This window comes from Fulvivirga sedimenti (genome assembly GCF_020328055.1).
Map to the genome: position 1 here is coordinate 826,921 of NZ_JAIXNE010000001.1, position 26,556 is coordinate 853,476.

Below are 26,556 nucleotides of genomic sequence, written 5' to 3' on the forward strand. Positions count from 1 at the left end.
TGAGTGAAAATCAGGCATATGATCTGCACGATTTTGGGTCGTACTATAATATACTAAAACTATCCATTGTGTGTATGGAAAACGATGCCATAAATCAGGAAAAAGAATGATTGAAATAGTGATTCTTACAGCGTGAAATACACCCTTTTTATTATTGGGTTATTTATTTTTTATGCTGAAAGTCGCTGAACTGCTGCCAAATGCACCGCCAGATGCCATGCCCTGAATGACGATCAGAAACGTACCGGCATTTTCGGGGAGGGTCACATTGAGGCTGCCTGATGTTGTTCCTTCCAGAAGCATGCGTGGTTCCCAATATACCTGATTTCGAAGATCCGGAACATTGCGGCCCTCACCTTTTACGGGGATGTAAAATTGCTTCGCATCCTGAAGTCCGAAATAATTACTTCGAAGTGCGCTCGGCGGTAACGTATACCCAGCCAGATCTGATTTATAACTGTAGAATGCAATGATGCCATTGGCAATTTCAGATCCATAGCCATATTTGCGCCTCACTACGTCGATCTTTTCAATACCCAATGGGTCGATATCCATGATGATATCGGCATCAAATATTGGTACACCATCGAGCAGGATCAGCGGATCATCCAACACCTTGTTATCCCCGCTTTCATCATACACCCGAAGCACGAATTTATCACCACGCTTCCGCACGTAAACTCCGTAGACATATTCCCTGAGCACTTCTTCCATAACCGGAAAGCGTGTAAACTTATCCAGCTCAAAGGAGGCATCCGGTGTACCATAAAAAGGCTTTGAGGCTGCTGATTCTTCCTGACGCTCTGCCATAAAATAATTGCGTACCTGCATGTGGGTGTTTTGAGATTCAATAAAATCCCGAAATTGCTCATCGAGATCAAAAGGCGGCAGGATGCCTGTGGAGCGACGGTCATCAAAATAGGAGCGTATCGAGATTCTGCTGTTTTCAGACCCCGTTAAAATCATTTCCTGTTCCCCGCTAATATTTGGCACCTCCATTAAAAACTGTCCCGACGGACCCGTATCGCCAATAAATAGTTTTTCATCAGAAGCAGGCAGGCTGGCAAAGATACGTTCACCTTCAATACCCTTTGAGGTCGTTCCGGCAATAAGCGGACTTCTGAATTCCGGCAGGAATTCGGGTTCTGCCCCCGCAATTATCCTTTCCCAGTCATACCTCCGCCAGCCGTGTGTGAGTAAAATATTATCAATGGTTTTACGATCTGCAGGATCATTGACCCTGAGGTAATCAGCCGGCAAATTCATCAAACCAGGCAATTCTGAAGTAAGCCACAAATACGTATCGATATTGTGATCGAAAAGAGGCATATTTTCATCCCACGCAAAAACTGACACTGAAATATCTGCTGGTTCACCGTTTGTATCAATCTGCAAAACTGCGGTTTCCCCCGCATCATATGTATCGCGGGAAGTGGTAACCTCTACATCCAGGGATGATTCCGGAGATCTGAACAACAGCCGTTCGCACTGCGGCATTGCCATGCTATTGAAAAATGTAAGCTGATTCACACCTGGCCTGAGTATTTCTTTGGGTACCTCGAAGATGTAGACGTCATCCAACAGTCGCGCCTGCGCAATCTCAACAAACATACCCCGCGAAAGTATCGCCAGGTATCCCGTGCCGCTCTCAGCACGACCAGCAATCGTCACCTCCACTCTGTATTCACCCGCAGACTCGATCACCTTCATGGCATATCCGTTCAGCTCAATCGTACCGATCACTACCGGAATCGTATCCTGAACTGTAGCAAACATATATCGGGCATCACGGTGAGGAGTAATTTCTATACTTGAAATACCGAAATCATCGGTTTTTATTAATGCAATTTCTTCATTATCCCCGTTGATGAGATGGCCTTCGATGGCCACAGGATTCCCAAATTTATTTCGCACTTTCACCCCAGCGCGTACAGGATGGCCTTCAATAAAAGATCCACCCTCCGGATAAAAACTTATCTCCAGCTCAGCACTGTCGCGAATGGCCTGCAACCCAAGTCTTTTAAATGTATTAATCACCTGAAGAGGTGCCTGGAAAAACTGCCCGGGTGAACTATTGCGCATCCACTGCGTATAAGACCGAACCGTATAATACCCGGAATTAATTGTTGCAGGGAGCTGCAGATATCCACTGCCCCCGGCCGAATCCATTGAAACCCGCACCTGTTGTATCGCCCTGCCCTGTTCATCGAGCATTTCAACGTAGGCAACCTTGCTCATTAAATGCGGAGAATGGTCATGGGAGGCAACGTGAAATATTCTGAAATATACTTCCTCGCCTGCCAGTGCCAGCGGTCTTGAGAGGTGTAAAAAGAGCTTTTCTTCCGGGTTCTGATTGAAGTATGCCCGTGCCCTTTGTTCAATGTCGATTTGCTGGGCTTGAGTTCCCAAACAGGCAAAAAGCACGAGGATAACAATGAGTGCAGTTTTGATTCCCATCATTATTCCCAAAAATCAGGTTTAACATTCGAACCAAACAACGTACAATCCACACATTCGGGTTTCACCATGACATAGCCTGTCGGAAAAATGTAATAGGAAATATAAAAGCCTGAATTCACAAAGGCAGGAACTGCCGAGGCACTCACGAGTGTATCTACCGAGCTGCTGGTACAACCCCGGTAAAGACTTGGCGCTGACGTACTTCCGGGTAAATCGGTTTTATCAATAAAAATCCGTTCCGACGATACAGAGGCTACATCAAAATAGCCAAGGACGGGTTCATTCTGGTCATCCGCATTCATGAGGTTACCCGTCAACGGAAATGGCTGGGTATCAAACAGCGATCCGGTGGACTCGTTGGTTTCCTTCAGACTTTTCCAGAACCTGTATGCTTCCGCATCCATGGCGTACTGCTTTACACGAATACTATAGCGTTCATTCAGTTCAACACCCCGGAAGGAGAGATATCGAATGGGATGTTCCCGTATATCTGTAATGGCCCGCCCTTCTGTCGTTACGATGTTAATGGCTGATGAACGCTGATCAATCCAGCACTGACTTATATTATCCTCACGCGGTTCAATGATTTCAGTTTGTTCATTATAAACGAAAAATGCCGGGTACGGAGGAACGGTCATATAGGTTTCTTCCCAGTCATATCGAAGATAAATATCCTCGTTTGCAAGTCCGTCAGTATTTGCCATCACCACGAAGCCCTCTTCGATCGTCCCGCTTTCTGCACCCACAAATGCCTGCTGTTCGTAGAAAACTTCTGTAAGCGGAGGTGTTAGTTTCATCTCAACCGGCTCTGAAACAATTCGTCGTCCGTCTGATAGCCGCACCTCGAGAACATATATGTTTCCGGGAAGTGGTATGAATACTCCCGGATCTGAATAATAGGCCCCGCTTTCCGCCGCATTAAAAGAATATTGATTGCCATCCTGATCCTTAATCAGTACTTCTGCACCTGTTACAGGCAAGAAACGAACCGTGTCTATTGGCGAAGTGAGCGAGAGGTACACCACCTGCGGCCCGGGATCATCACTGATAAAGGCCTCCACCACAAGGAGTTCTTCATAATTCTCCACCGGCGGGTCAAACGGATCCACACATCCGGTAAATGTGAGTATGGCGAGCAGAAGTATATGTAAGTTCAGTTTTCTCACCTGAAGTTAAAATTATATGTTATAGTTGGTATAGCAGATCCAAAGACCGAGAGCTTGTATCCATTCACTTCACCCTGTTCAGCGACAAAGAAAACGGAATAGGCATTTTTCCTGCCCAACAGGTTATATACAGCAAATGACCAGGAACTGTGGGCGGGTTTATCCACCTTATGATTTCCCTCCAGCTGAAGTGAGATATCCAGACGGAGATAGTCAGGTATCCTGAATTCATTCCTTCCGGAGTAGTATACACGTTCAGATCCGTTAAAGAAATACTTGGCAACCGGATAGGTAATCGGTCTGCCCGTAGAGTAAACAAAGCTTCCCGAGACATTTACACGCCTGGAAAATTTGAAATTTCCGATAACATTCAAACTATGAGGTTTGTCGAAATTCGACGGAAAGTATTCGCCATTGTTGATACGCTCCTCACTGGATTCACCATCAACCCTGTTGAGTGACCGGGAGTAGGTATAGCTGATCCATCCATCGAGCTTTCCAACCTTTTTCTTCAACAAAAACTCAACCCCGTACGATTTATTCATGGCAGTTAGCAAATCCTGCTCAATCACCGGATTCAAAATCAGTTTAGCTCCTCCTTTGTACTCAAGGACATCCTGAATGGTTTTATAATAGACCTCTATGCTTCCCTCAATACTGTTATTCCTGAAGTTCCTGTAATATCCAAGTGCGACCTGGTCCCCTACCTGCGGTTTCACATGAGGGTCACTCAGCTTCCATGTATCCGTTGGTGTGATCGCCGTTGTATTGGATAAGGTCTGTATATACTGACGGGAACGGTTAAAGCTCAGCTTAAGTGATGAAAACCGGTTGAGGGTATAACGGGCTGATAATCGATATTCAGGTCCGTGATATCGGGATATCACATCGTTCTTGCCATATTGAGTTGTATCGGTAAGCGTTGAAGAAGATTTCGGGAATCCATCCCGATAAGAAAAAACGGTCCGGGGTCCCAGATACTGATAGAAGGAATATCGCAAACCGAGGTACAATGAAAGCCTGTCGGACAGATCAAAATTATCACCCACATACACAGCACTTTCGAGAGCTGCTTCATCTTCCAGGCGGATAGGAACAATATCAGACTCCGGGTTAAGCGGCACCTGTTCACCGGGAAGAATATCATACCGAAGCACGCTGGCCCCAAAATCCACCTTATGCTTCTCACTGGGGAAATAGCTGAAATCAAGCTTCCCGTTTACGGAGGTCAGCCGGTAATTAAGATTGAAGCTTTGAAGAGAATCACCCTCATAATCAAGTTCATACTGGTAGTCACTGTAGGAACCGGTTACGACGGCAAATAACTTCGGACTGAATACATGTTTCCATTTCACCGAACCGTTCAGGTTCTGATACTGAATCAATGAATCTGAATAGAGCTGGAACTTGTCTTTCGAGAAATACCCGGAAAGATACAAAGCATCCTTATCACTGAATTCAGTGGAGATCTTGGCACTGATATCATAGAATGCCGCATTACTATTTTTCACATCATTATCAGGGACCTGTTTTAAAAGCCAGTCGGAATACGTACTCCTGCCTCCGATCACAAAAGACATCTTATCCTTAATGATTGGACCTTCAACTGCAACCCTTGCCGTTACAGGGCTGATACCTCCCTGCACACCGAATTTACGCTTGTTTCCATCCTTGGAATTAATATCAAGTACAGAAGATATACGTCCTCCATATTCTGCCGGGATACCGCTTTTCAGAAGGGTGGCATTCTTGATCACATCCGGATTGAAGACCGAGAAGAACCCGAAGAAGTGTGACGGGTTGTAGATGACCGCATCATTGATTAAGATCAGGTTCTGGTCGGTAGCTCCACCACGGACATTAAATCCCGAGGAACCCTCGCCAACGGTCTGCACCCCTGGCAATGTGAGTGCCACCTTGATAATATCTGCTTCTCCAAGGACCGTTGGAACCTGCTTTACTTTGGTAATATCAAGGCGCTCCATGCCCATTTGAAGGCCGGTTACATTCGCAGTTTTTTCTGCCTGAACAACAACCTCCTTCAGTGCAATGACATCATCCTTCATTTCAATATCCAGGCTTCCTTCAGCATAAACAATGACTTCCCGCTTCGTCTCTTTCATTCCAAGACTGCGTACCCGGACGGTATGACGGCCCTGAGGTAAGGTAAGCGTATAATATCCATAGATATCCGTGGCGGCGGCAACGTTTGGGTTTTCAACATATACCATCGCGCCAACCACGCCTTCACCGGAATCGGTCTTCCGGACATATCCATTGATGTTAACCTTGACGCCTTCGCGAAGGGCGGTACGATCGCCAATGGGTATCAGCTGATTTTCAAGTTCATTCTGCTCTGCCAGATCTTCATCCGATTCTGAATCGTTAAATGTAAGAGCAACCGGATCCAGTTCGAGCGGGGCATTGCTGTTTACATCAAAAAACCCGGCCGGTAACGTTAGCCTGAGCGCATTTTGGGGAGATATGATGATCATATTTCCCGGAAGAATCGCATACTCGTAACCGGTTCCTGAAAACAAGCTGGTAAGAACCTGATCTATCGATCCGGTAACGGAAAGATCAAATTTTACAGTATCCAGTTCAGATGACTTGAAATAGAATGTATACCCGGATGAGGCTTCCAGGTCGCTGATAATATCATCCAGTGTGGCATTATCACGATTCACTGTGAACGTCTGTGCCGAAGCTTCAAAAAGCGGCAGTGATAAAAGGCAGAGTAATATGGCAACAACTGCTTTCATTTCAATTGCAGTTGATCCAGGTAGGGGCCTAATTTTTGAAAGTACCCATCCGGGTAAGTCTTGAAATCAATATTCTCATCCCTGATGAACTTTTTGATTTCCCGTTTATCTTCCTTAAAAAGCTGGTACAGCGCTGCCCTTGTTCTGATGGTATGGAATCGTCCGTCTTTCCAAAGAAAGTACTGATCATTCAATTTATATTCAAAAAGGTAGTTCCCCTCCTGATAGGCAGCCTGAATTTTTGATCTTCTTGCTAAAATCTTAGTGGTACCGTCATAAAGCACATCGTAAAATCCTTCATCCGGTAATCCTGCCGGAAGGTCTTTGATCTGAACAAAATGATGTCCGAGAAGTGAGAAGTAATTAATTCTGTCTTTACGTGGAACAATGGCAAAGAAAGCATCGTCCCTTGGATAAACGAGTATCAATTGATCCTGGACAATGTTATAGCCGATGATCAGGCTGTCGTAGGTGTAGCCCATATACTGCACGCTGCCAAACTGAAAATTCTTGTTCAGAAAGTAGGGATGACCTGCAATGGTGGGGTCTGCGCCCTTATATTCCGGGCCATTATATATTGCTGCCCCTCCATTCACCGATTGACTGTAACGGTTAAACAGCTCAATATCGCTGTCCTGATATGTCTGGTTGACAGGAAGAAGATTTTGACCGATTGAAGACGATGACAGGAGGACCAGGAAAGAGAAAAAGCAGGATTTTACAGCAGTCATTTACTTTAAATGAACTTTCAATATAGGAAGAATGTGCATCAATGAACATTGCCATGACAATATTTATGTAACAGGAGAAAAAGACGGGTAAACGGAAAAATAGTATTTCAGGATTGAATCCATTCAATAATTGATGTCTGAGTAATTTGTAAATCAATGAGTTAACTTGTTTGGTTCAAAAAATTTTAATATTATTCCTTATCAAATAATCACAATCATATAGTGGAAAAATATAAGAAACTGCATCTATGGATGATTATACCAATGATCCTCATGCAGCTTGGAATCTTTATGGATTACTGGGGTGATTTCACCTCGAATGCGTGGTCGGTTCATATTCATTATTGGACAGGCACGGTCTGGTACATATTCCTGATCTTTCAGCCTTACTATGCTACACACGGTCAGCTTGAAAAACACCGGACTTATGGTATCATTGGAATGTTCATGGCAGGAGCTGTATGCTTTACAGCGCTCAGCATGATGTACCGCGATCTTGAGAGTGCACATCGTGCGGCTGAGATGGTAGAACGGTTCGGACCGTTCAAGCCTTACTTTTTCTATGGAATTGCAGCCATTGAGCTGGTGATGATGACTGCATTCGGATATGCTGTAATTCAAAGCATCATTCACAGAAAAAGCCTGGAAGATCATGCCTGGTGGCTCGTTTCCACAGTTTTCATCATCATGATGCCCGCTCTGGGGCGCGGGGTGCAGAATATCTGGATCATGATGTATGTTGACAACTGGCCGGATATCGACATACTAACGCCGCTATACATTGCCCAGGTAATTATCATTATCCTGATCCTGGTTACAGCGAAGTATTTCGGAAAGTTACGGCACCCTGCAACCTATCTTGCCCTGGCTATCAATTTTCTTAATTGCTTTGCCGCACCTATAGGTAAATCGGAGGCCGTGCAAAATTTTCTCGAAACGTTTATTAAGGGTTAGGGATCTTCTCATTCCTTTTCTTGAAAGTGTTGGGAGAAAATACTGTATCTTATACATCTGAATCTATTGGTTTATGAAACGAATCATGTTTTACCTGCTGTGTGGGATGCTATCTTTTACATCAATTGTTGTTTCTGGTCAGACGAATGCTCCTTTTGATATGACCCGCGCCGAAAAGGAAATTGAAAAGCGTCTCAGGGATTATGAAGATGCCTTGAGTGAAGGTGATGCTGTAAGGCTCGGAAATTTGTACACGGCTGATGCTGAAATTTTGCATGACGGAAAACCAAACACGGTCGGAAGAGAGAACATTACAAAGGTTTTCGCGTCGATGATCGAGGGCGGCACAACGGTATCAGGTTTTACTACGACCGGTTTATGGGGTAACGAGGAAATGCTGGTTGAACAGGGAAACGGATATTTTGCACCCGCCGATGGGTCATGGAAATCGAGCGGTGATTACCTGCTGGTGTGGAAAAAAGTGGATGGGGAATGGAAGATATTCAGGGATACATGGTTTAGTAAGGAGGAGTGAGATTCTTTGCCTTACAAAGCCGCCTTCGCTCTTGTAGAAGCAAAGAACATTATATCTACCCATCTTAGAATTATTGAGATGATTTTATCGGTTATTAGGTGGGTCGGATAAATATTTCCACAGACTTAAGTCTTAAAAACTTGAACAAAGTAACATACTGATAATGAAAGAACAGATGAAATATCCCGAAATTCAATATCTAATAGGTAAAGTAAGGGGATATGTATTTATGATTTTTATATATATTCTATACGCAATATATAATTACGGTTATGTTAATACATATGGTTGGCTTTTATGTGTTACAGTATTAATTATTATTGGTCTGGCCGTATTTCATAAATCACTTAAAGAAGCGCTACAAGGCATATATGTTGACTCTTCTTTAAGAGCATTTGTTCACTCGGTTTTTTTGATATTACCTTTGGGAATTTTATGTTTTTATCTTTTCTTCTACAAAGGTATTTATGAAGGATATCTCATGATTAAGGAGGATTTTTCATTTAAATCACTTGTATGGAGATTGTTTATTCTGACATATAGTTATTTTTTAACTGTGGAGGTTGCTGATCTATTTGGACTTTATAAAGGATTAGAAAAAACGAATGAGCTTTACTCTAAAGAAGAGTAGAAAAAGAGATTTATCTCAAGTAAAAAATAACCTTTGGGACCAAAACTTTAACCCCTCAATTCAAATACCATAATTGAAGATTTATGGCGATTAAAGTAGATTAATGCGATAATTCGTTGCTTGCGAAGGAGTCACAAGATGAACATAATTATGGATTCAATTATAGACTTAGGCACTGTTCTAGTTTTAGCAATAACGCTGATCGTGAATTATCTCGCATTTAAAAGTTTGAATAGACGAAATGTAAGTGAGGCATTGCCTTTCTTTGTATTCGTTGAAGATAAGTTGAAGCCAGAACCTAATCAATCTCCTTTCGGATCGTCCGAGTATTTCTACGAAAATAAGGGTAAATGGGCGTTTGATCTTATTATCATTGTTGAATTAGCCGAAAAACAAATTGATACAAATAAAATATTATTTACATATTCAAAAGATGTCATTCCTTCAAATTTACCTCCTCGAAAAGCATTTCAAATATATTGCTCATCGATAAATGTACCCACAAATGGAACGTTTAGTATTGAGATCTTCCAATATAAAGACCTTGAGGAATTTTATAATGAATCATTTGAATTTAAGCTCTATTTTACTGACGCATATAGCAATTGTTATGAGCAATATCTACACCTAACACCGATAATGAGAGCTTTCAATCCAGAACCTCCAGTAAGAATTAGGAGCACTATTTATCGGCAAAAATTTCAGGAAGCCATTGAAATAGAGAGCGCTCACCGGAGTAAATTCGATACTGATAGAATGTATGGTCGCATGCACCGTATGCGAAATAGACTGTTTTCATAATCGAATCATAATATTTGGATAAAAACATAAAAAGAGCTCATATTATTGAATTTTTATTCTTTATGGGCACTTAAAAAAACCAAAAATATGGATGAAAATCTGTATAACTGCATCGGGCAGTTTATCCTAGATTCACTAAGGCACGATGATGGCCCTGCCTGGCTTTGAATTCAACTGAAATCTTTTTACTCCCAACTCACTGCTCCACTGAGTGTAACGGTCCACCGAACGCAGTGATCCACTGTTCCACTACCGCGGGATTGCCTTTCCCGAAGGGATGCTTAACGTTGAATATTTAACAGATTATGAATTTCCAACCTGTTATTGGCGTAAATATCTTTAGCCATTACTACGAGAGAATTTAACAATTCCTTGTCCTTCACGTCCAGTCCAAGTACTTTATCACGAATTTTCAGCGGTGCCTGCGGATCATCAAATTTCGCCTGTATTCTTATGTACTGTGATGATTTCAAAAGCTGACTAATATAATATTCAGCTGCCTGAACATTGGTTTCTGTGAGAAGATCGGGCAAATACTGTATCCATTGTAAATTTCCCCAATCACCCTTTCTTTTTCTCTTAATTTCGCTGACTGGTATATAATTCTTGTTAGATGTTCCACAACCTAATGAAAGCAGGGCTAAATCAATTAATTCATGGCCCATGCCCTTTTTAGCTCCATCAGGATGTCTATATTCTCCCGTTTCTGAGGATTGACCATTTATGGCAAATGCCAGTGCAGCCATCGAAGGATTATTGAGAGATACGCCCCCGTCTATATGATTGTTATATATTGGAAAGTATGTAGGCCCGGCTGATGTCATCAGACAGATGTCAACCAATGTATATTTCGAATCTCTTAAAAAAGATGAATGAAATACTTTAGGCCTGAAATTGATTGGTTTTCCATTATCCATAGGATTCAAATCAAATGAGCAAACCATCAGGTCCTGATCATCACTGAGTCCTTTTCTGATATCACCCAGAGTCGTTGTTCCAAAAATTGATTTTAATAACTTTTTGAACCTTCCATGCGAATAATCAGCTCCAATATTTTTTCCGAATCCATCCCTGATATCATCGAATCCGCTGTCATGGAATATATCATTTGCATGCTGGATATAAAGGTCTAACATTTCATCCGTTGGTATTCCATAGCTATACCCGCAGGCTAAAATTCCTCCTGTAGAAGTTCCTGACAGAAGTTTAAATAAGTCCTTAGGATGAATGCCGGTTTCTTTGAAGAGTTCATCCAGAATTGTTGCAGGTATTACACCCCGTGTTCCACCGCCATCAATAGATAAAATAGGTATCATCTCCTTAATAATTTCGTCAATCAAGATCACTGTTTTATATCTATCATACATCGCATTATCTAGGTATTTTTCGGGCTGTTCGAATTACTGTTTTGTGGTGATTCGATGGATTCATATGATTAATACCTTGCATGACATATCGAGTATCAAATCAGATACTATCGATAACCTGGCAGGAACAATTAAATAATCATACTAAAATGATGAAATCATGAGCACAGTATTTATCGAAGGAACCATCATTGGACATGCCAGTCCGAAATGGAGTAATCCCGGAAGCAAAAATCGTCTTGAGTTAAATAGACAACTGTCAACAGAAAGAGCCAATGAGGTTGAGATTTTTGTCCAGGACATTTTCCAAAGGGAATTGAGTAAAATTGGCGTCAACGCAGAATTTGCTTTAATGTGCAGCAATGAAGCTAACTTCAATTCAATTGTGCTCCCGGCAATGGGTGTCGGAGACAGTGTAACAATCGAAGAGGCCGGCGGGGATAAAAATGCCAATGAACCGGCGATGAGAAGAGTGGATATTACTCTGAATGTCACGCACCAAATGGAAGGTGAAGCCGGAAGCAGTGTATTAATTGAAATTCCTGAAGAATGTGAGGAAAACGCGACCGATAAATGGGCAGTTCGATTGAATATGACCGGTGGTGCAGGTCATCTGGGTGTCGGTGCAGCCTTCGCTGTCGGCGAAATCAAAAACCGACTGACAGGACAAAAGGCATCTGGAGGCTTTGTAGGAGGCGGTATAGGCGTGGGACTTCAGGCACCAGGGGCAGATCCCGGGTGGAGTGACTGGACCAATTTTCGGACTGATCAAAAAATTACATTTGATCATTTTGATGGAACATTGGCCAGATTGACAACCGCAGGCGCTGGATTCCTCATCGGTTACAGTTTTGCATACCTATCCTTTCCCATGTACGGGGCGAACTCAATTTCTGTTGGAGGATTTAATTTAGGCTCTGTAGGTGCAGATGCGAGCAGTAATGTTGGTAAATGGGAATTCAGCAGCACTCCTCCCGGCGCAAATTGTATACCTGCACATATGATCCCAGGTGAGGAGATGATACCTTATACATATCATGTGCAGGAGGAAATAACTCATTCCGTATTCTTTGAAACCGGAAGTTCCAGAATTAGTGATACCGAATTATCAATTCTGGATAGCTTGATTAGGTCGATAGTAGATGCGGTTTAAAATATTAGCATCATGAAACTGAAACAAATAATCATTATTGCGACAACAGTTATTCTTTTTTCTTGCGGTCAGAATAAAGATAATGGTAATGGAAAAGCAGCACCACAAGCATCACAGCCCGATGTTGAAGTACAACAGCCTGATACGGAAATACCAGAGGAGGAAGTAATTGCCAAATTACCTGATCTGGTAATTATTTCTAGTTCAGTAAGTCCGGCTGGCATGGTAGCACCTAAAACAAAATGCACATTTACTTTTGAAGTAAAAAATATCGGCGAGGGCGACTATGATCATACCATAGTGGTTGGGGGTGCGGGAATCGTAGCAAATGGAATCAATTCATTAAAAGCTGGGGAAACTAAAAAGGTGATTGTTGAATATATGCCTTATTCTAAGAATGCCACGTATACATTGAAATTTAAGGTAGATCCGGATGATGTCATTAAAGAATCTAACGAATCAAATAACGAAAGTCAGACCTACACTATCAAAACGACTTTCTAGGATTAGCAATACAATACTTCCTTGATAATTGAGATTGAATTTAATTATTGAAAAGGTAGTCGGCACATTTCTATAAGACGTGAAGAAAATGCCCGGTGGGCATTTTTAGGAGCGGGCCAGCCTGATGGGTCAGCCCCGACGGCGAAGCGATCAAGCAAAGGGATTGCCTTCGGCGATCCCTGGAACGCCAGTCCTGCAAATGCAGCCGCCTGTGCCAATGGCACAGACGCTAAAAAAGAAAAAGCCCGCTCAAGTAAAACTTGGCGGGCTTTCCGTTTTTTAGCGTGCTGCATTTGCAGGCTGCGCTTGATCGTGGAGCCGGAGGGATTCGAACCCTCGTCCAGAGAAGGTAACTATCGTATCTTCTACATGCTTAGTCGTTCTCAGATTGTCGGGAAGAGCCTGGCAAACGACAGCCGAACCCAACCTTAGTTGCGATGAGTTTCACACCGGCATCACAACCCTGCCAGCGCTAGTTCAGTCTGTTCGACACCCCAATTCTAACCGGACCAAACAACGGTTAGCGGGATGTGGCCCGGTGCTGCTCTAAGCAGTTCACCGATTAAGCCCAGGTCTCAACATCTGAGTCGAGATTAGGCGGCCATGGCGTAATTAGATTCGCCAATTGTGTTGTGGAACTATTGATCAAGGCTCTCATCCCATGAGCCTGCATGCTTACACACGTAATCACTCTACCTGTCAAAACCGGTCGGCCCCAAATGGGTTTACCGTTTCTCAAAAGAGTCAACAAAGGTAACGCAAATTTGATTCCAAAACAGGAATGCTGACAGATTTGCAGGTTTTCTTTCCTCTCTATGCGTTTCTTCCTAATTTCGCGGCCATGCGCACATTCCTGCTCACTTGTTTTGTCCTGGGCCTTATGCTTTCAGGCCCTGTCTCTGGCCAGATCCTCCGGGTGAATAAGAATAATCTTAACGCGGATTCCTCACGTTTCTGGCTGGGTGCCTTTACCTTCAACTTCAACCTTAACAACCGAAGCGTTTCCGCCGAAAATGAAAATGCGTTTATCGGACTGACCGCCTCAGCAGACCTGGTATATGTGGCCGATAAGAACGCCTATATCCTCATTAATCAAATCAATTACTTTACATCTTCCGACCAGAATGGTGCATTTATTTCAACCGGCTACGCCCATTTCCGGATCAACTGGCTCCGTAAAAAACGTCTTTCCTATGAAAATTATGTTCAGACCCAATATGACCGCGGCCGTAACATGCCGCAAAGGGTCCTGATGGGGGGCGGAATCCGCTACCGCCTCGTGGATGAGGAGAAGAAAAAACTGATCGTCGGAACCGGTGCCATGTTCGAGCGTGAACGCTGGAAAGAACCGGAAAATGAGAGTAACATTATCGAAAAGAATTTCTGGAAGAACTCATCCTACATCAATGGGTTCATTTTCATCACCGAAGATGTGAAACTGGATATTATCACCTATTACCAGGGCGGTTATGATTACGAGGCAGATCTATTCAGAAACCGTATCAACGGAGATATCGTCCTTTCCTTTAACATCAATAAAAAGCTTTCCTTCAACGCCGAATTCTCCGGGCAATTTGAAGACCGGCCCATTATCGCGATCAACAAATTCATTTACTCGGTGAAGAATGGGATCAAATGGGCTTTCTAAATTTTTAGTCAATTTAAGCGGTGATGCCTGTGTTAAATAGCGCAGGTTCTTTATCTTCGAACAATGGAAAAATTTGTCGTATCGGCACGGAAATATCGTCCGCAGGGATTCGCGGAAGTGGTGGGCCAGTCCCATATCACTACCACCCTGAAAAACGCGATCGACAATAATCAGCTGGCGCAAGCACTCCTCTTTTGCGGTCCGCGCGGTGTGGGAAAAACCACCTGTGCACGTATCATGGCCCGCATGATCAATGATTTTGACGAAGGCACAGAAAACAATTCACTCAATATCTTCGAACTTGATGCCGCTTCCAATAACTCCGTTGATGACATACGTCAACTGATCGATCAGGTACGCTACCCGCCTCAATTCGGTAAATACAAAGTGTATATCATCGATGAGGTTCACATGCTTTCGACAGCCGCCTTCAATGCGTTTCTGAAAACGCTGGAGGAACCGCCGTCCTACGCGATCTTCATTCTGGCTACCACCGAAAAACATAAAGTAATACCCACGATCCTTTCACGTTGTCAGATCTATGACTTCAACCGGATCCAGGTTTCGGATATTGCAAATCACCTGGCTGTCATCGCAGAAAAGGAAGGAATTCAGGCCGAGGAAGAAGCGCTTCACCTCATTGCCCGAAAAGCAGACGGTGCCCTGCGGGATGCCCTGTCTATTTTCGATTTGATGGTCACGTTTAGCTCGGGGGGCAATGTGACCTACCAAACGGTCATTTCCAATCTTCATGTACTTGACTATGAATATTATTTCAGGGTAGTGGATGCCCTTAATAATATGAATCATACTGAATGCCTGCTCATCCTGGATGAAATCATTCAGAAGGGTTTTGACGGACATAATTTCATTGTAGGTCTTGCCGAACACCTCCGAAACCTCCTGGTGTGTAAAGATCAAAGAACCGTCGCACTTATGGATGTGCCCGATACGGTGCGGGCGAAATTCATGGAGCAATCAGGACAGACTTCAAATTCCTTTATTCTCACTGCACTGAATATTGCAAACCAATGTGATATTCAATACAAAGCCAGTAAGAACCAGCGTCTCCACGTAGAGTTGTGCCTGATCAAGATGGCACATATCAATCATGCTGTTGATCTGGTTTCAGAAGTAAAAAAAAAAGCCTGAGCCAACCGCCTGAACCGCCTGCGAAGCAGGAGTCATCCGCCAATGGCATCAGCAAGGCAAACGCCACACCATCTTCAGAAGAACTTGCGGAACCAAAAAAAGAAACACCCAATATCCGTCCTGTAACACCTGTTCAGGAAGTCAGAACTACTGAACGTCCAAGAAAGATCGCCAGGATTCCCCGACTAGACGAATTGGCAGAAGCCGGCAGGAAGAAAGAGGAAAAGAAAACCGAAGAACAATCACAGGAATTATATGGTGAAGATCCCTTCGATGCAGATCAGTTGCGGGCAAGCTGGAATTTATTTGCAGAACAAAAAAAGCAAGAAGGGCGGGATGTGGAATATGCTATTTTAACACAGGACTTTTATCTGAAGGAAAAGTACACCATCGTACTCCAGCTCACCAATACCGTAAAGATCAATATCCTCGATCGGTTCAGATCTGATCTGATAACATACCTGAAAACCGAATTGAATAACCGGCATATTCAGATTGAGACTGAGCTGCTTGAAGAAGAAAAAGCTTATCGCCCTTACACCAACAAGGAGAAATTCGAATATCTCGCGACTAAAAAACCCATTTTGAAAGATCTGCAGGAACGGCTTGGACTTGATCCCGATCTATAGTAATTGGAGAATCATTTGAGCACAACCATTAGATTGTTGTGACCTTCACCTCTTCCAGGGAAGCTTCTGTAAGTGGCTTCGTAATGAATTTAATGACGTGATCATTGTTCACGATTTTATCGATGTCCCGTTTGTTGTCAGAACTAGACAGAATGATCACTTTGCACTTGTCTTTTACAAGGTCATTGAATTTTTCAAATTCGTACAGGAATACAAATCCATCTACGATCGGCATATTGATATCGAGGAAAATAAGATGTGGCAATTTATCAGGCTCATCCTGGTGCTCTGCCAGGTAATCCAGCGCACTTTTTCCGGAATTCTTAACCTCAACCTTGTGCGCAAATTTGGTGATTTCGATGATACGCTTACTGATGAAATTATCAGTTTCATTATCATCTACCAGCATTACAAGGTCAATGGTTTTATGATCTGCCAAGGCTTCCTCCGATTTAAAAAATTATACTTCCTTTTAAGGGTCGACAAAATTAAACTTTTTATTGACTATGAATGAGTTAATCAAAAAAAGTAAGCTCAACCAATTCCAGATGGAATACTCTACAATTTGGCAAATTTTGTTGTGGAATTAAAAAATAACCTGGATGCCACCATGTGTGTCCGGGTAAGTTTGAAGAAACAATTGCACGGGTATTTTAATCTATCGAACCTTCAATCGTTCCCCGGGTTTGAGAATATCATCAGTTTTACTGTTCAATTCTTTTAACTCCTTGACAGTCAGGTTATAGCGACGCGAAATACTATAAAATGTATCACCTTGTTGCACCGTGTAATAAATTTCAGCATTCTCCGTCTTTTTTTCCGTTACAGTTTCTTCCGACTGATATAGTTTCAATTTCTGATCAATACTAATTGGATCTGTGATTGACAGGCCATTCCATTCAAGGAGGTCATCTATTTTTACTGAATAATTACGTGAAATCGAATACAAGGTCTCACCCGGCTTTACCACATGTATTTTTTCCTTCGCACCAGCTGGCGGTACCGACGCAACCTTCACAGGAGAAGCTTCTTCAGCCCGCGTACTTTCAGGCCATGCAGGAATTTCCTCACCGGATTCTTTTGTAAGGATCTCGATCGACCCCGATTCATCATCTGCAAACTCCACGTTCTGCTCTGCAATATTTTCCCTCGCGCGCGTCGCATCCTTTTTAACAATCACCGGTACCTTAGGCACTTCCGGATGAATGAATTCAGCAGGAACATTGGCCGGCCGGATCGATCTGAGCCACAGAATCCTGCCGGGCTTCAATGGTGCATCCTTACGCATTCTGTTTCTGGTGAGCAATTGACTTTTCCTTATTCCATACTTCTGTGATATCGACCACATCGTTTCACCATCCTTCACCACATGATGCACAGCTTCCTGTTTCGATTTCTTTTTCTTCAGATAATAAATCTGTCCAGGCTCAATCCGGTCCTGAATATCCATATCATTATATTTCAGGAAGCGCTGCAGAGACAGGTCTCCCTTTGAAGCCAGGCTTGCTGCACGATCTCCCGGACGTGCCATCACCGCAGGTCGCCCGTTTATCGTCGTTATCTTCCCCAGTCTGGCCTCATTCATATTTTTATATTCGGGAAACGCGCTTTCCGGTGTGAATTCATAATCAACCGCGTAACCTTTCTTCGGCACTCCATTCAGGGTTCTGTTCGATCCAATGGAAGGTTCTCCCTGATCCATGGGCAAACGAACGGCTGACGTAACTGGCAACACTACCGCGTAACTTTTGTCGGTTGGAATTTTCCCTTTCCGCAACCACTTATTGTAATTCTCCAGCTCGGCGGTGGTGACTCCGGTCTCCTTAGATATATCACTCCAGGACTTATTGTTTCCTTTCCAGTATTCGGCCAATGAAATATCCGCCGGACCATTCAGTGCATTTTCATAAGCCACTTTGTATGCCAGGAATTTCTTCACATACCAATAGGTCTTCCGGTCGATTGTCATCGACTTATGTCCCTTGTATTTTTCACCACCAGCCTTGATAGCACCCCCTGGACCCATCTGATAGGCCTGCAGCGAAACCAGCCAGTTATCAAAATAACGTTCATTATTTTTCTTCAGGTAGCGGGCAGCTGCCCGTGACGAAGAAACTATATTCATTCGTTCATCCACCTGTTTATCGACCCTCAGGCCCATTTCCTTTGCTGTAAAATCCTTAAACTGCCAGAATCCTACCGCGTCGGAAGAAGAAACGGCATCAGCGACAAGCGCACTTTCCTGAAGTACGAGGTATTTGAAATCCACCGGAAGATTTTCCTCGGCAAAGATTCGTTCGATGATGGGAAAATAGGTACGTGCGCGCTGAACATGAATATTAAAATACCTGGGGTTTTTGGTCAGCGCATCCACGTCTGCCTGGATCTCACGCCGCGCATCATCTTTAATCCGCAGGCTGATACCCGCAAAATCCATTCTTGCCGGAACCTGTGGCCCCTGGCTCCAGACGCTGTTGACCGTTATCAGGACAACGCAAAAAATTCGAAGGAATGCATTCATTTTTTTCTCATAACCATTAATCCATCCCGGAGCGGCAGCAAAATATTCTCCACCCGGGGGTCATTCATAACCTTTTCATTAAAATTTCGCATGGCTTCGGTCTTTTTATCTGAAACGTCCTCCACGATCTTACCACTCCATAAGACGTTATCCGCAATTATATAGCCATCCGTATTCATATTATCGATGACAAGATCAAAATATTGTGAATAGCCCAGTTTATCTGCATCAATAAAAACGAGATCCCATTGCTCATTGAGGGAAGGGACGATGGCATGTGCGTCACCCACTAAAAAGGTGACCTTGTCTGTGACCCCGGCCATTTCAAAATGTTTCCGAACCCGTGCTTCAAGCTCCTCATTCACGTCGATTGTATACAGCTTACCCTCCGTATCAAGGCCCTCTGCCATGCAAACAGCCGAATACCCTGTGTAGGTCCCGATTTCCAAAATTCGTTTGGGTTTGATCATGTGGGAAAACATAGAAAGCAACCGCCCCTGAAGATGGCCGCTTAACATTCTCGGACTTAACACCTTCAAATGTGTTTCCCTGGAAATGTATTTGAGCACGTCACTCTCATCGGTGGTGTGGCTCTCTGCATAATCCTGCAGTTTCTCTGGTAAAAATTCCATATTATTCCGGCAAAAAAATCAACTCGCTCAACTGAGCGGGCGCAAAAATCTCATTCGCTATATCCATCAGATCACTGGCCGTGATATTTCGGATCTCATCAAAAATTTCTTCCAGAGAATCAACCCGATTCAAATCCAGAATACTTTTTGCCATCATGAGCATGAGGCTTGCGTTATTCTCCTCGGCCATCGCCAGCTGTCCTTTTAACTGCTGCTTGGCACTCTGCAGCTGAACGCTCCCAAGGGGAACTTCCCTCAGCTTTTTCATTTCTTTCTGAACAAGTTTTACAGACCGGTTAAGTTGACGGGGGTCAGTAGCAAAAAATATCCCGAACAGCCCGGTATCCGTATACCCATGATAGCTGGCATCTACCGCATAAACAAATCCATGTTTCTCCCGTAATGCCAGGTTCAGCCGGGAATTCATGCCCGGCCCTCCTAAGATATTAATTAACGTAAAGAACGTCAACCGTTTGGGGTGATTTAGCGAATAAGCGGGACCGCCAATTGCACAATGGGATTGCATCAGTGATCTGTAAATTTTTTTCGATTCAGGCCAATACTCACCTGCTGGTTTTCGGTGTATGGGGGCTGAGAAAATCGGCAGATCCCGCAGGTATTTCTCGGCAATGGCCACCGCTTTTTTAACTGGTATATTACCTACGATCGAAAGCACGATGCGCTCACTGTTCAGATGATTTTGAACAAATTTCAGAAAACTCTCCCGGGAAAACCCGGAAACCGTTTCCTGTGTCCCCAGAATATTATATCCAAGCGGATGATCAGGATAAATGACCCCGTCAAATTCATCCTGGATTGCATCTTCAGGTGAATCATAGTACATAGCCATTTCTTCAAGGATCACTTTCCGCTCCTTATCGATCTGCTTTTCCGGAAAAATACTGTTAAAAGTGATATCTGTCAGCAGTTCAACGGCTTTCTGAAAATGAACATCAAGAACACTGGTATAAAAAGCGATTTTCTCCTTGGTAGTGTATGCATTCAGCTCACCTCCAACTGATTCCATCCTGTTCAGAATATGAAAGGCCTTTCGTTTTTTTGTCCCTTTAAAGGCCATATGCTCCCAAAAATGGGCAATTCCCTGCTCGTCTGCAGACTCATCACGGCTACCAATGTCCAGCATAAAACCACAGTGCACAATCTTGGTATTGGTGACCTGCTTGTGGAGAATCCGGATATTATTCGAAAGTGTATGGATCGTATATTCCATGGCGTGCAAAGATATACTATTAATTGGCCATCCGCTCCAATACCAGAAGAATCAATTCATCCACTACCGCATGCGGATTTTCAGCAAATTCACCAGTGATACGATTAGCAATAATCGCATTCATACTCAACATGCGGTGCCCCATCATGGCCCCCATGGCATACATGGCAGAAGTTTCCATTTCAATGTTGGTGAATGAAAGAGAGGAATGTTCAAACGACTCAAGCCTGTCCAGATAATCCTCCAACACTGGCCCGAATCGCAGATGACGTCCCTGGGGAGCATAGAAGCCGGGACAGGTGAGCGTATTACCGTGAATTACATCTTTGCCGATCCGCGAAAGAAGATGGGGATCAGCATTCGCCACATAGGGCGTCCACTCAAGTGCCAGATGCTGTTTTAAAGCACGGCTAAATTCCAGTTGCCCGGCGTCCATCGTATAATCATAAAAATGCATCAGGTTATCCAGGCCTGTTCCGGTTTTGCTTGCGAGCATTGAACCAACAGGAATACGATCTGATATGCTTCCGGAAGTTCCGATACGGACAATATTAAGGGATGTCTTGTCATCCTTAATTTCCCTGCGATCGAGGTCGATATTCACCAGTGCATCCAGCTCGTTCATCACGATCTCAATATTATCCGTACCCATGCCGGTGCTAATCACCAGCACATCAACAGTTCCTATTCTTCCCCTGTGAGAAATAATTTCACGGCTTTGCTTTTTGAAATAAATTTCATCGAAATGCCGGCTCACGAGCGCCACACGCTCGGGATCACCCACGGTTATAATATTTTCACAAACGTCCCCGGGGCGCAGATTAAGGTGATAGATCGCGCCATCGGGCCGGATGATCAGTTCAGTTTCTTTGATGGCCATTAACGATTGATTTCAGCGGCAGGATTTCCAAATACTGTTTTCCCGGCAGCAACTGATGAGATCACCACCGAACCTGCTCCTACCCGGGCACCCTTGCCGATCGTTACTCCCGATACAATGGTAACCCCGCTTCCAATGAATGCCTCATCTGAGATGGTCACTCCTTCATTGATCGTTGATCCTGCTCCGACCTGAACATAATCCCCCAGCTGTACCCCATGATCAAGGGTAACGCCACTATTCAGAATACAATGGTTTCCGATCTTCGCGTTAACCCCGATATGTACATTCATGTTAATAAACGTACCGTGTGATAAATGCACAGAGGGATCTATGAAAGCCGTTCTGTGAATGGCATTTACGGGCATCATCTTGCGTTTCTCAGTAAGGAGGTTTACCATAAACTTTCTTACTTTGTTATCATCAGATGCGACAAATGCCTCACATTTTTTACCAATCAGCTTGAGAAAACCATCATCAGTAGTTTTCCCAAGTACCACCACATTATCAATTTCTGTTCCGATTAATTTTTCTTCATCGTCAAGAAACCCGTAGGTAACGATATCGTTGCTTTCAAAAATCGACTTTGCAGCCCTCGCAAGGGAATTCGCTCCTAAAATTATTACCGGTTTATCCATGCCGCAAAGGTAAGACGATTAAGTCTATTATCGAAGTCTTCCATCATCGTTGCCGTCTAAAGCGCTTCAGGCTGATTCTCTCCAGGAAATTTTTTACAATTTCAGAATTACCAGAAACAATGATAAAAACAGGAAGGATGATTATCCTGTACCGATCCAGAGTTCCAAAATTAGGGGTAGAAAGACCGAGGAATCCGGCAATTATCAGAATAAAGAGAACGGCTGCAAATGTGGCTTGCATACGTTCAGGCGTCCACCTACGAATTGATATGAGAGACAGAAGAAAGACCGGAAACAATGCCAGGTATAACAGGTTTTCCAGTCCGGCAAGGACTCCGGGAAGATGATGCAGCTCCCATACATACGGACGAAACAGGGTTCCCCAGACTGCAGAAGGAAAATTCAAAAGAATACATTGCCATTCGTCGCAAAAGTTGGCATATACCAGCGCACTACCCGGGTCGGAACCCGCCTGAAATGCCTGGTAATTCTCATAAAGCATTTGCGGGAAATAATTTGCCTCGAAATTTATATTCAGCACTCCCGAAACAGCGAACAGCACTACCGATGCAATCAGCAATGCCACCGATTTCCAGTACCATTTAAGTCCATTCCGATCCAAAGACTGCAGCATATAGAAAACTCCGAATGCAAAAATCAAGGGCAGGGCATAGTAATACTTAATGCTCCATAAGCCGGCCAGCAATAATAAAATAATGATAACATCCTGAACAGATTTCCTCCTTCCGGGCAACAACTTCGCCACGAGTAATCCAAATAACCCCATGGCAATACTCTCCTTCGTGAGTCCGGCAGACCAAAAAACAACGGATGGCAGATATAGTCCGGCGATTAATGCCAGATTTCTAAACGAAGGATAATTCTGAATGAAAATGACGGAAGCCCTGAACATCCCCAACCAACAAAAGAAAGAAAGATAGGCGCCGGAGATCCAGTAGTTCCCCATGGTCAGAAGATTGAGTACTGAAACTATCTTAACCATGAAAAACAACCGTGGGGCACGCAGCAGTACGTCAGATTCAGGCGGGGGAATAGCGCCGGCCAAAATTTGAAGGTATCTTCCAAAGTCAAGGCGGGCCACTTCAGCAATCTGTTCCCCGAGCCCGTAAAAGAGATAGGTATCTCCGGAATCATAATATTCCGAATACAACAATCCAATTAAAATTCCCGCCAATAATTTTAGTGAAAGGGATATCCAGCCATGAATTTTTAGCGTATGGTCATGAAGTCGTGTTATTATGCTTCCCGAAAGGAAGAATAATACAAATCCATGAATTGCTGTCATCAATAAAATCATATGCGCTTGAGCAGATTAATGCCTACGGGGCAGTCGAGGCATTTTCGCCTGCTGCATTGATGTTTAAATAAAGCAAGATAGGACTGGCTGTCAAGTGCAGTCTTCATATCTACACCTGCGCGATCCCAAAGACGTGTAATACGATTTCGCTCAGCAGGAATCCTGTAAAGCCGGGTAAATATTTCTCCCATTTTAAAATGATCTCCCTTACTGTATGTGTAAGCCCAGTGCAAGGGCAGGATGGTATTCATCATGAGCTCATTCCGGGAGCGCAATCCCATTCCCCCATGGGGAAATTTACGCTTCTTGCCAAAGTTGTAATGGCTCTGCCAGTATGAGGAAGGACGGGTATTCGATTCAGAAAGGAAAACGTCATTATCCAGCATGGTATGGAAAAGGTTATCTGACCGGGAAATCAATGCTGACAGCTGGGCAAGTCGGACCGTCGGGAAATTAGAAGGTCTTAACCGCAGGAATTTCCACTCAAAATCATGAATTCTCGGTTTCAATCCATATTTGTAGCGAAGAAATTGAAATTCATTCTTTAACGTCGTATGATAATCATCGGCCGTTCTCTTCTGCTCCAAAAACCCCGCCATACCAAATATCAGCGCCTCGACATCCACTATCCGGTCACGGTGCCGGAACAATAGTTTCAGGTCTAAAGAATCGGCCAGTATTTCGAACGATTCATTATTAATTCCAAATCCAAAATGTCTGGTCAGCCATTCAAAGGAGGTTTTATCCCAGTCGTTATTATTTCGGTGCCAGAGTGCCAAAACCTTCCTGGCTTTCATTTCCATTCTGCGCCGCAGCTGTGTATCAAGGGCCTGATAAAAACTGTAATCTTCCACCTCCTCTACCTGTTCAATACATGGAATATGCGGAAGTCCGCTCATGAGCTGTGCGTACTTTTCCAGAATCCGGGTAGGTGTTCTTTCCTGCAGGCTCAATGCGGGAATTGAACTTCCATCCTCACGTTGCACCCCGGCCCCGGCAGTCCATGTTACATGCAGAATCACATTATTGTAGAGTGGATCGGACTGATGACCATGCTGATCCCACTGGGATGCATCCACGTGTAGTTCCACGCTCCCACGCCAGTTAAGCCCGCGGATCAGTAACTCAGCATTCAAAAAATCGGGCCCACGATTCGTATTATGCATTCCCGGTCGGATCACCTGAACGGGATCACCGGTTGATGTCTTCAGGTTAAAACTATCAAAATATTGATGTTGCCATATAAAATGCAGCAACCGCTCCTGCATCAGGGCAAATATTTATCCATTAATGATGCCATTTCCTGTTGCAGTTCGGCGGCCTTTTTACCGGCCGCTTCAGCAAAATTTGTCGAATCATCTGCATAAATGATCCCACGGGACGAATTTACGATCAGCCCTACATCCTTGTTAAAGCCATGCTGACAAACTGACTCAAGGTCACCACCCTGTGCACCGATACCGGGAACCAGGAAGAAATTCTCCTGCGCCTGTTCACGAATTATCTGGATTTTATGGGATTGGGTTGCGCCAATAACGAACATCAGCTGATCCGGGGAGGCCCATCGACGTGATGTGCTGATCACATGTTCATAAAGCAGTTCGCCATCCATACTACACGTAAGCGTTTGGAAATCCTGCGAACCCTGATTCGACGTAAGTGCCAGAAGAATCACCCATTTACCGGGAAATTCCAGAAACGGGGTCACACTGTCTTCACCCATATATGGAGCTACTGTTACAGAATCAAAATTGAAGTACTCAAAAAATGCGCGCGCATATAATTTTGAAGTATTCCCGATATCTCCGCGTTTCGCATCAGCAATCGTAAAAATATGATCGGGAATGTACTCAATAGTTCGTTGCAGACTTTCAAGACCTTGCGGACCCAGGGCTTCGTAAAATGCCAGGTTAGGTTTGTAGGCAATGCAATATTTCTCAGTCGCGTCAATGATCCTCCGGTTAAATTCAAATACCGGATCCTTTTCTTTTAGCAGGTGAACAGGGATTTTCTTAATATCTGTATCAAGTCCAACGCATAGAAATGATTCCTTATCCCGAATCTGGCCTGCAAGTTCTTTTCTGTTCATGGCTAATGGCTGGTAAGTGAGGTAAAGATAAAACCTCTCACGGCAACAAAAAACCCCGAACGGAAGTACGGGGTTAAATTCTGTTAATATGGAATCACTCTATCTAAGATCAATTACCTCGACACCGGGATATTTCGATTGATCAAACTGGAAGTAAGCATCCGTTGGATTTATACCGGAGTTGAAATTATCAATAGTATAGTGATACTGATTGCCCGATTTATCGAACATGGTCCATTTTGTCAGACTATTGTCGGACTGACTGATAAACAGCTTTATCTTGAAGTATTGGGCGTCCTTATCATTGGGAACCAGGTCAATTACTGCATGTTTCGTTCCGCCCACAGTTTCATCTCCGATATAGACATATTTATATCCGTCTTTGTAGGCCTCATAAATTTTAGAGGGGGAAATTTCATCCTCATCCGGATCATAATTATCAATATTAACCTCGTTCACATCCGGAAGATAGGTCCAGAAAGTGGTGCCGTCGTTAATTACAACCTGTTCATCAAGTTCAAGGCGGTATTTTTCTCCCTTCACAGTGATTTTTCCACGAAACTCTTCGTTAATACCATCGGTCTCGTTCACCAGGGAATAGGAAATATCTGCGCTGTAGGCCGGTATTTTTTTGTACTTCGCACTCATCGCATCCAATACTTTCAATGCATTCTCGTCATATTGTGCGAATGACAGGGTGTAAACACACAAAAGACTTACAAGAGCAGCTAATTTTTTCATTCTGTTTTATTCT

General features: G+C 43.7%; 24 protein-coding genes and 1 other RNA gene. 9 read left to right on the forward strand and 16 right to left on the reverse strand.

Annotated elements, in window-relative coordinates:
- Positions 1-159 precede the first annotated feature (159 nt).
- From LDX50_RS03840 to LDX50_RS03855, 4 genes are read right to left on the reverse strand one after another with little or no spacing between them, the layout of a single operon-like run.
- Positions 160-2,460, reverse strand: a complete 2,301-nt coding sequence (locus LDX50_RS03840) for a hypothetical protein (protein ID WP_225697090.1) — start codon at positions 2,458-2,460, stop codon at positions 160-162.
- Entirely contained in the window at positions 2,460-3,626 is a 1,167-nt protein-coding gene (locus LDX50_RS03845; RefSeq protein WP_225697091.1) for a DUF4249 domain-containing protein, read from the reverse strand. Before LDX50_RS03845 ends, LDX50_RS03840 begins: the two co-directional genes overlap by 1 nt.
- Positions 3,623-6,388: a TonB-dependent receptor gene (locus tag LDX50_RS03850; RefSeq protein ID WP_225697092.1), complete on the reverse strand. Its 2,766-nt coding sequence runs from the start codon at positions 6,386-6,388 to the stop codon at positions 3,623-3,625. The genes LDX50_RS03845 and LDX50_RS03850 overlap by 4 nt, the downstream gene beginning before the upstream one ends.
- Complete coding sequence (locus tag LDX50_RS03855; protein ID WP_225697093.1) at positions 6,385-7,119, reverse strand: hypothetical protein; 735 nt, start codon at positions 7,117-7,119, stop codon at positions 6,385-6,387. The genes LDX50_RS03850 and LDX50_RS03855 overlap by 4 nt, the downstream gene beginning before the upstream one ends.
- 252 nt (positions 7,120-7,371) lie before the next feature.
- Here LDX50_RS03855 and LDX50_RS03860 point away from each other — a divergent pair, with 252 nt between their 5' ends.
- The 4 genes from LDX50_RS03860 (at position 7,372) to LDX50_RS03875 (ending at position 10,040) form a co-directional block, all read left to right on the forward strand.
- Positions 7,372-8,073: a hypothetical protein gene (locus LDX50_RS03860; RefSeq protein ID WP_225697094.1), complete on the forward strand. Its 702-nt coding sequence runs from the start codon at positions 7,372-7,374 to the stop codon at positions 8,071-8,073.
- Positions 8,074-8,146: 73 nt separating this feature from the next.
- Positions 8,147-8,608, forward strand: coding sequence for a YybH family protein (locus tag LDX50_RS03865; RefSeq protein WP_225697095.1), 462 nt, complete (start codon positions 8,147-8,149; stop codon positions 8,606-8,608).
- Positions 8,609-8,771: 163 nt separating this feature from the next.
- Positions 8,772-9,239: a hypothetical protein gene (locus tag LDX50_RS03870; RefSeq protein ID WP_225697096.1), complete on the forward strand. Its 468-nt coding sequence runs from the start codon at positions 8,772-8,774 to the stop codon at positions 9,237-9,239.
- A gap of 150 nt (positions 9,240-9,389) precedes the next feature.
- Positions 9,390-10,040, forward strand: a complete 651-nt coding sequence (locus LDX50_RS03875; RefSeq protein WP_225697097.1) for a hypothetical protein — start codon at positions 9,390-9,392, stop codon at positions 10,038-10,040.
- Positions 10,041-10,321: 281 nt separating this feature from the next.
- Here LDX50_RS03875 and LDX50_RS03880 read toward each other — a convergent pair whose 3' ends face one another.
- The gene (locus tag LDX50_RS03880) at positions 10,322-11,380 is read right to left on the reverse strand and encodes a patatin-like phospholipase family protein (protein WP_225697098.1); all 1,059 of its coding nucleotides are present in this window, start codon (positions 11,378-11,380) and stop codon (positions 10,322-10,324) included.
- A gap of 187 nt (positions 11,381-11,567) precedes the next feature.
- Between LDX50_RS03880 and LDX50_RS03885 the strand changes: the two genes are divergently transcribed.
- Positions 11,568-12,560, forward strand: a complete 993-nt coding sequence (locus LDX50_RS03885; RefSeq protein ID WP_225697099.1) for a hypothetical protein — start codon at positions 11,568-11,570, stop codon at positions 12,558-12,560.
- A gap of 12 nt (positions 12,561-12,572) precedes the next feature.
- Positions 12,573-13,064 carry a CARDB domain-containing protein gene (locus LDX50_RS03890; protein ID WP_225697100.1) on the forward strand — a complete coding sequence of 164 codons (492 nt, stop codon included), beginning with the start codon at positions 12,573-12,575 and terminating at the stop codon, positions 13,062-13,064.
- Between the two features lie 310 nt (positions 13,065-13,374).
- On the opposite strand, the gene ssrA is transcribed toward LDX50_RS03890, so the two are convergent.
- Positions 13,375-13,781: a transfer-messenger RNA gene (gene ssrA, locus LDX50_RS03895) on the reverse strand.
- A 64-nt stretch (positions 13,782-13,845) separates the two neighbouring features.
- Between ssrA and LDX50_RS03900 the strand changes: the two genes are divergently transcribed.
- The 3 genes from LDX50_RS03900 to LDX50_RS03910 all read left to right on the forward strand — a co-directional run bounded on the left by LDX50_RS03900 (position 13,846) and on the right by LDX50_RS03910 (position 16,493).
- The gene (locus tag LDX50_RS03900; protein WP_225697101.1) at positions 13,846-14,712 is read left to right on the forward strand and encodes a DUF481 domain-containing protein; all 867 of its coding nucleotides are present in this window, start codon (positions 13,846-13,848) and stop codon (positions 14,710-14,712) included.
- Between the two features lie 63 nt (positions 14,713-14,775).
- Complete coding sequence (dnaX, locus tag LDX50_RS03905; protein ID WP_225697102.1) at positions 14,776-15,864, forward strand: DNA polymerase III subunit gamma/tau; 1,089 nt, start codon at positions 14,776-14,778, stop codon at positions 15,862-15,864.
- A gap of 194 nt (positions 15,865-16,058) precedes the next feature.
- Positions 16,059-16,493, forward strand: coding sequence for a hypothetical protein (locus LDX50_RS03910; protein WP_225697103.1), 435 nt, complete (start codon positions 16,059-16,061; stop codon positions 16,491-16,493).
- A 28-nt stretch (positions 16,494-16,521) separates the two neighbouring features.
- Here LDX50_RS03910 and LDX50_RS03915 read toward each other — a convergent pair whose 3' ends face one another.
- From LDX50_RS03915 to lolA1, 10 genes are all read right to left on the reverse strand, one after another.
- Positions 16,522-16,902 carry a response regulator gene (locus tag LDX50_RS03915; RefSeq protein WP_225697571.1) on the reverse strand — a complete coding sequence of 127 codons (381 nt, stop codon included), beginning with the start codon at positions 16,900-16,902 and terminating at the stop codon, positions 16,522-16,524.
- Between the two features lie 249 nt (positions 16,903-17,151).
- Positions 17,152-19,014, reverse strand: coding sequence for a lytic transglycosylase domain-containing protein (locus LDX50_RS03920; protein WP_225697104.1), 1,863 nt, complete (start codon positions 19,012-19,014; stop codon positions 17,152-17,154).
- Positions 19,011-19,646 (reverse strand): O-methyltransferase, encoded by a 636-nt coding sequence (locus LDX50_RS03925; protein WP_225697105.1) that lies wholly within the window; start codon positions 19,644-19,646, stop codon positions 19,011-19,013. Before LDX50_RS03925 ends, LDX50_RS03920 begins: the two co-directional genes overlap by 4 nt.
- Position 19,647: 1 nt before the next feature.
- Entirely contained in the window at positions 19,648-20,877 is a 1,230-nt protein-coding gene (locus LDX50_RS03930) for a M16 family metallopeptidase (RefSeq protein WP_225697106.1), read from the reverse strand.
- A 19-nt stretch (positions 20,878-20,896) separates the two neighbouring features.
- Positions 20,897-21,757 (reverse strand): nucleoside phosphorylase, encoded by an 861-nt coding sequence (locus LDX50_RS03935; RefSeq protein ID WP_225697107.1) that lies wholly within the window; start codon positions 21,755-21,757, stop codon positions 20,897-20,899.
- Positions 21,757-22,395 (reverse strand): acetyltransferase, encoded by a 639-nt coding sequence (locus tag LDX50_RS03940; protein ID WP_225697108.1) that lies wholly within the window; start codon positions 22,393-22,395, stop codon positions 21,757-21,759. The genes LDX50_RS03935 and LDX50_RS03940 overlap by 1 nt, the downstream gene beginning before the upstream one ends.
- Positions 22,396-22,438: 43 nt before the next feature.
- Positions 22,439-23,701: a hypothetical protein gene (locus tag LDX50_RS03945; RefSeq protein ID WP_225697109.1), complete on the reverse strand. Its 1,263-nt coding sequence runs from the start codon at positions 23,699-23,701 to the stop codon at positions 22,439-22,441.
- 8 nt (positions 23,702-23,709) lie between these two features.
- Positions 23,710-24,981: a DUF2851 family protein gene (locus LDX50_RS03950; RefSeq protein ID WP_225697110.1), complete on the reverse strand. Its 1,272-nt coding sequence runs from the start codon at positions 24,979-24,981 to the stop codon at positions 23,710-23,712.
- Positions 24,981-25,802, reverse strand: a complete 822-nt coding sequence (gene pyrF, locus LDX50_RS03955) for an orotidine-5'-phosphate decarboxylase (RefSeq protein WP_225697111.1) — start codon at positions 25,800-25,802, stop codon at positions 24,981-24,983. The genes LDX50_RS03950 and pyrF overlap by 1 nt, the downstream gene beginning before the upstream one ends.
- A 99-nt stretch (positions 25,803-25,901) precedes the next feature.
- Complete coding sequence (gene lolA1 / locus LDX50_RS03960) at positions 25,902-26,543, reverse strand: outer membrane lipoprotein periplasmic chaperone LolA1 (protein ID WP_225697112.1); 642 nt, start codon at positions 26,541-26,543, stop codon at positions 25,902-25,904.
- Between the last annotated feature and the right edge of the window lie 13 nt (positions 26,544-26,556).

What these genes read in the sequence shown, in the direction of transcription:
- LDX50_RS03840 (WP_225697090.1), bottom strand. Translation starts at nt 2,460, where the DNA reads ATGATGGGAATCAAAACTGCACTCATTGTTATCCTCGTGCTTTTTGCC.
- LDX50_RS03850 (WP_225697092.1), bottom strand. Translation starts at nt 6,388, where the DNA reads ATGAAAGCAGTTGTTGCCATATTACTCTGCCTTTTATCACTGCCGCTT.
- LDX50_RS03855 (WP_225697093.1), bottom strand. Translation starts at nt 7,119, where the DNA reads ATGACTGCTGTAAAATCCTGCTTTTTCTCTTTCCTGGTCCTCCTGTCA.
- LDX50_RS03860 (WP_225697094.1), top strand. Translation starts at nt 7,372, where the DNA reads ATGATTATACCAATGATCCTCATGCAGCTTGGAATCTTTATGGATTAC.
- LDX50_RS03865 (WP_225697095.1), top strand. Translation starts at nt 8,147, where the DNA reads ATGAAACGAATCATGTTTTACCTGCTGTGTGGGATGCTATCTTTTACA.
- LDX50_RS03870 (WP_225697096.1), top strand. Translation starts at nt 8,772, where the DNA reads ATGAAAGAACAGATGAAATATCCCGAAATTCAATATCTAATAGGTAAA.
- LDX50_RS03875 (WP_225697097.1), top strand. Translation starts at nt 9,390, where the DNA reads ATGGATTCAATTATAGACTTAGGCACTGTTCTAGTTTTAGCAATAACG.
- LDX50_RS03885 (WP_225697099.1), top strand. Translation starts at nt 11,568, where the DNA reads ATGAGCACAGTATTTATCGAAGGAACCATCATTGGACATGCCAGTCCG.
- LDX50_RS03890 (WP_225697100.1), top strand. Translation starts at nt 12,573, where the DNA reads ATGAAACTGAAACAAATAATCATTATTGCGACAACAGTTATTCTTTTT.
- LDX50_RS03900 (WP_225697101.1), top strand. Translation starts at nt 13,846, where the DNA reads ATGCTGACAGATTTGCAGGTTTTCTTTCCTCTCTATGCGTTTCTTCCT.
- dnaX (WP_225697102.1), top strand. Translation starts at nt 14,776, where the DNA reads ATGGAAAAATTTGTCGTATCGGCACGGAAATATCGTCCGCAGGGATTC.
- LDX50_RS03915 (WP_225697571.1), bottom strand. Translation starts at nt 16,902, where the DNA reads ATGCTGGTAGATGATAATGAAACTGATAATTTCATCAGTAAGCGTATC.
- LDX50_RS03920 (WP_225697104.1), bottom strand. Translation starts at nt 19,014, where the DNA reads ATGAATGCATTCCTTCGAATTTTTTGCGTTGTCCTGATAACGGTCAAC.
- LDX50_RS03925 (WP_225697105.1), bottom strand. Translation starts at nt 19,646, where the DNA reads ATGGAATTTTTACCAGAGAAACTGCAGGATTATGCAGAGAGCCACACC.
- LDX50_RS03930 (WP_225697106.1), bottom strand. Translation starts at nt 20,877, where the DNA reads ATGGAATATACGATCCATACACTTTCGAATAATATCCGGATTCTCCAC.
- LDX50_RS03935 (WP_225697107.1), bottom strand. Translation starts at nt 21,757, where the DNA reads ATGGCCATCAAAGAAACTGAACTGATCATCCGGCCCGATGGCGCGATC.
- LDX50_RS03940 (WP_225697108.1), bottom strand. Translation starts at nt 22,395, where the DNA reads ATGGATAAACCGGTAATAATTTTAGGAGCGAATTCCCTTGCGAGGGCT.
- LDX50_RS03945 (WP_225697109.1), bottom strand. Translation starts at nt 23,701, where the DNA reads ATGACAGCAATTCATGGATTTGTATTATTCTTCCTTTCGGGAAGCATA.
- LDX50_RS03950 (WP_225697110.1), bottom strand. Translation starts at nt 24,981, where the DNA reads ATGCAGGAGCGGTTGCTGCATTTTATATGGCAACATCAATATTTTGAT.
- pyrF (WP_225697111.1), bottom strand. Translation starts at nt 25,802, where the DNA reads ATGAACAGAAAAGAACTTGCAGGCCAGATTCGGGATAAGGAATCATTT.
- lolA1 (WP_225697112.1), bottom strand. Translation starts at nt 26,543, where the DNA reads ATGAAAAAATTAGCTGCTCTTGTAAGTCTTTTGTGTGTTTACACCCTG.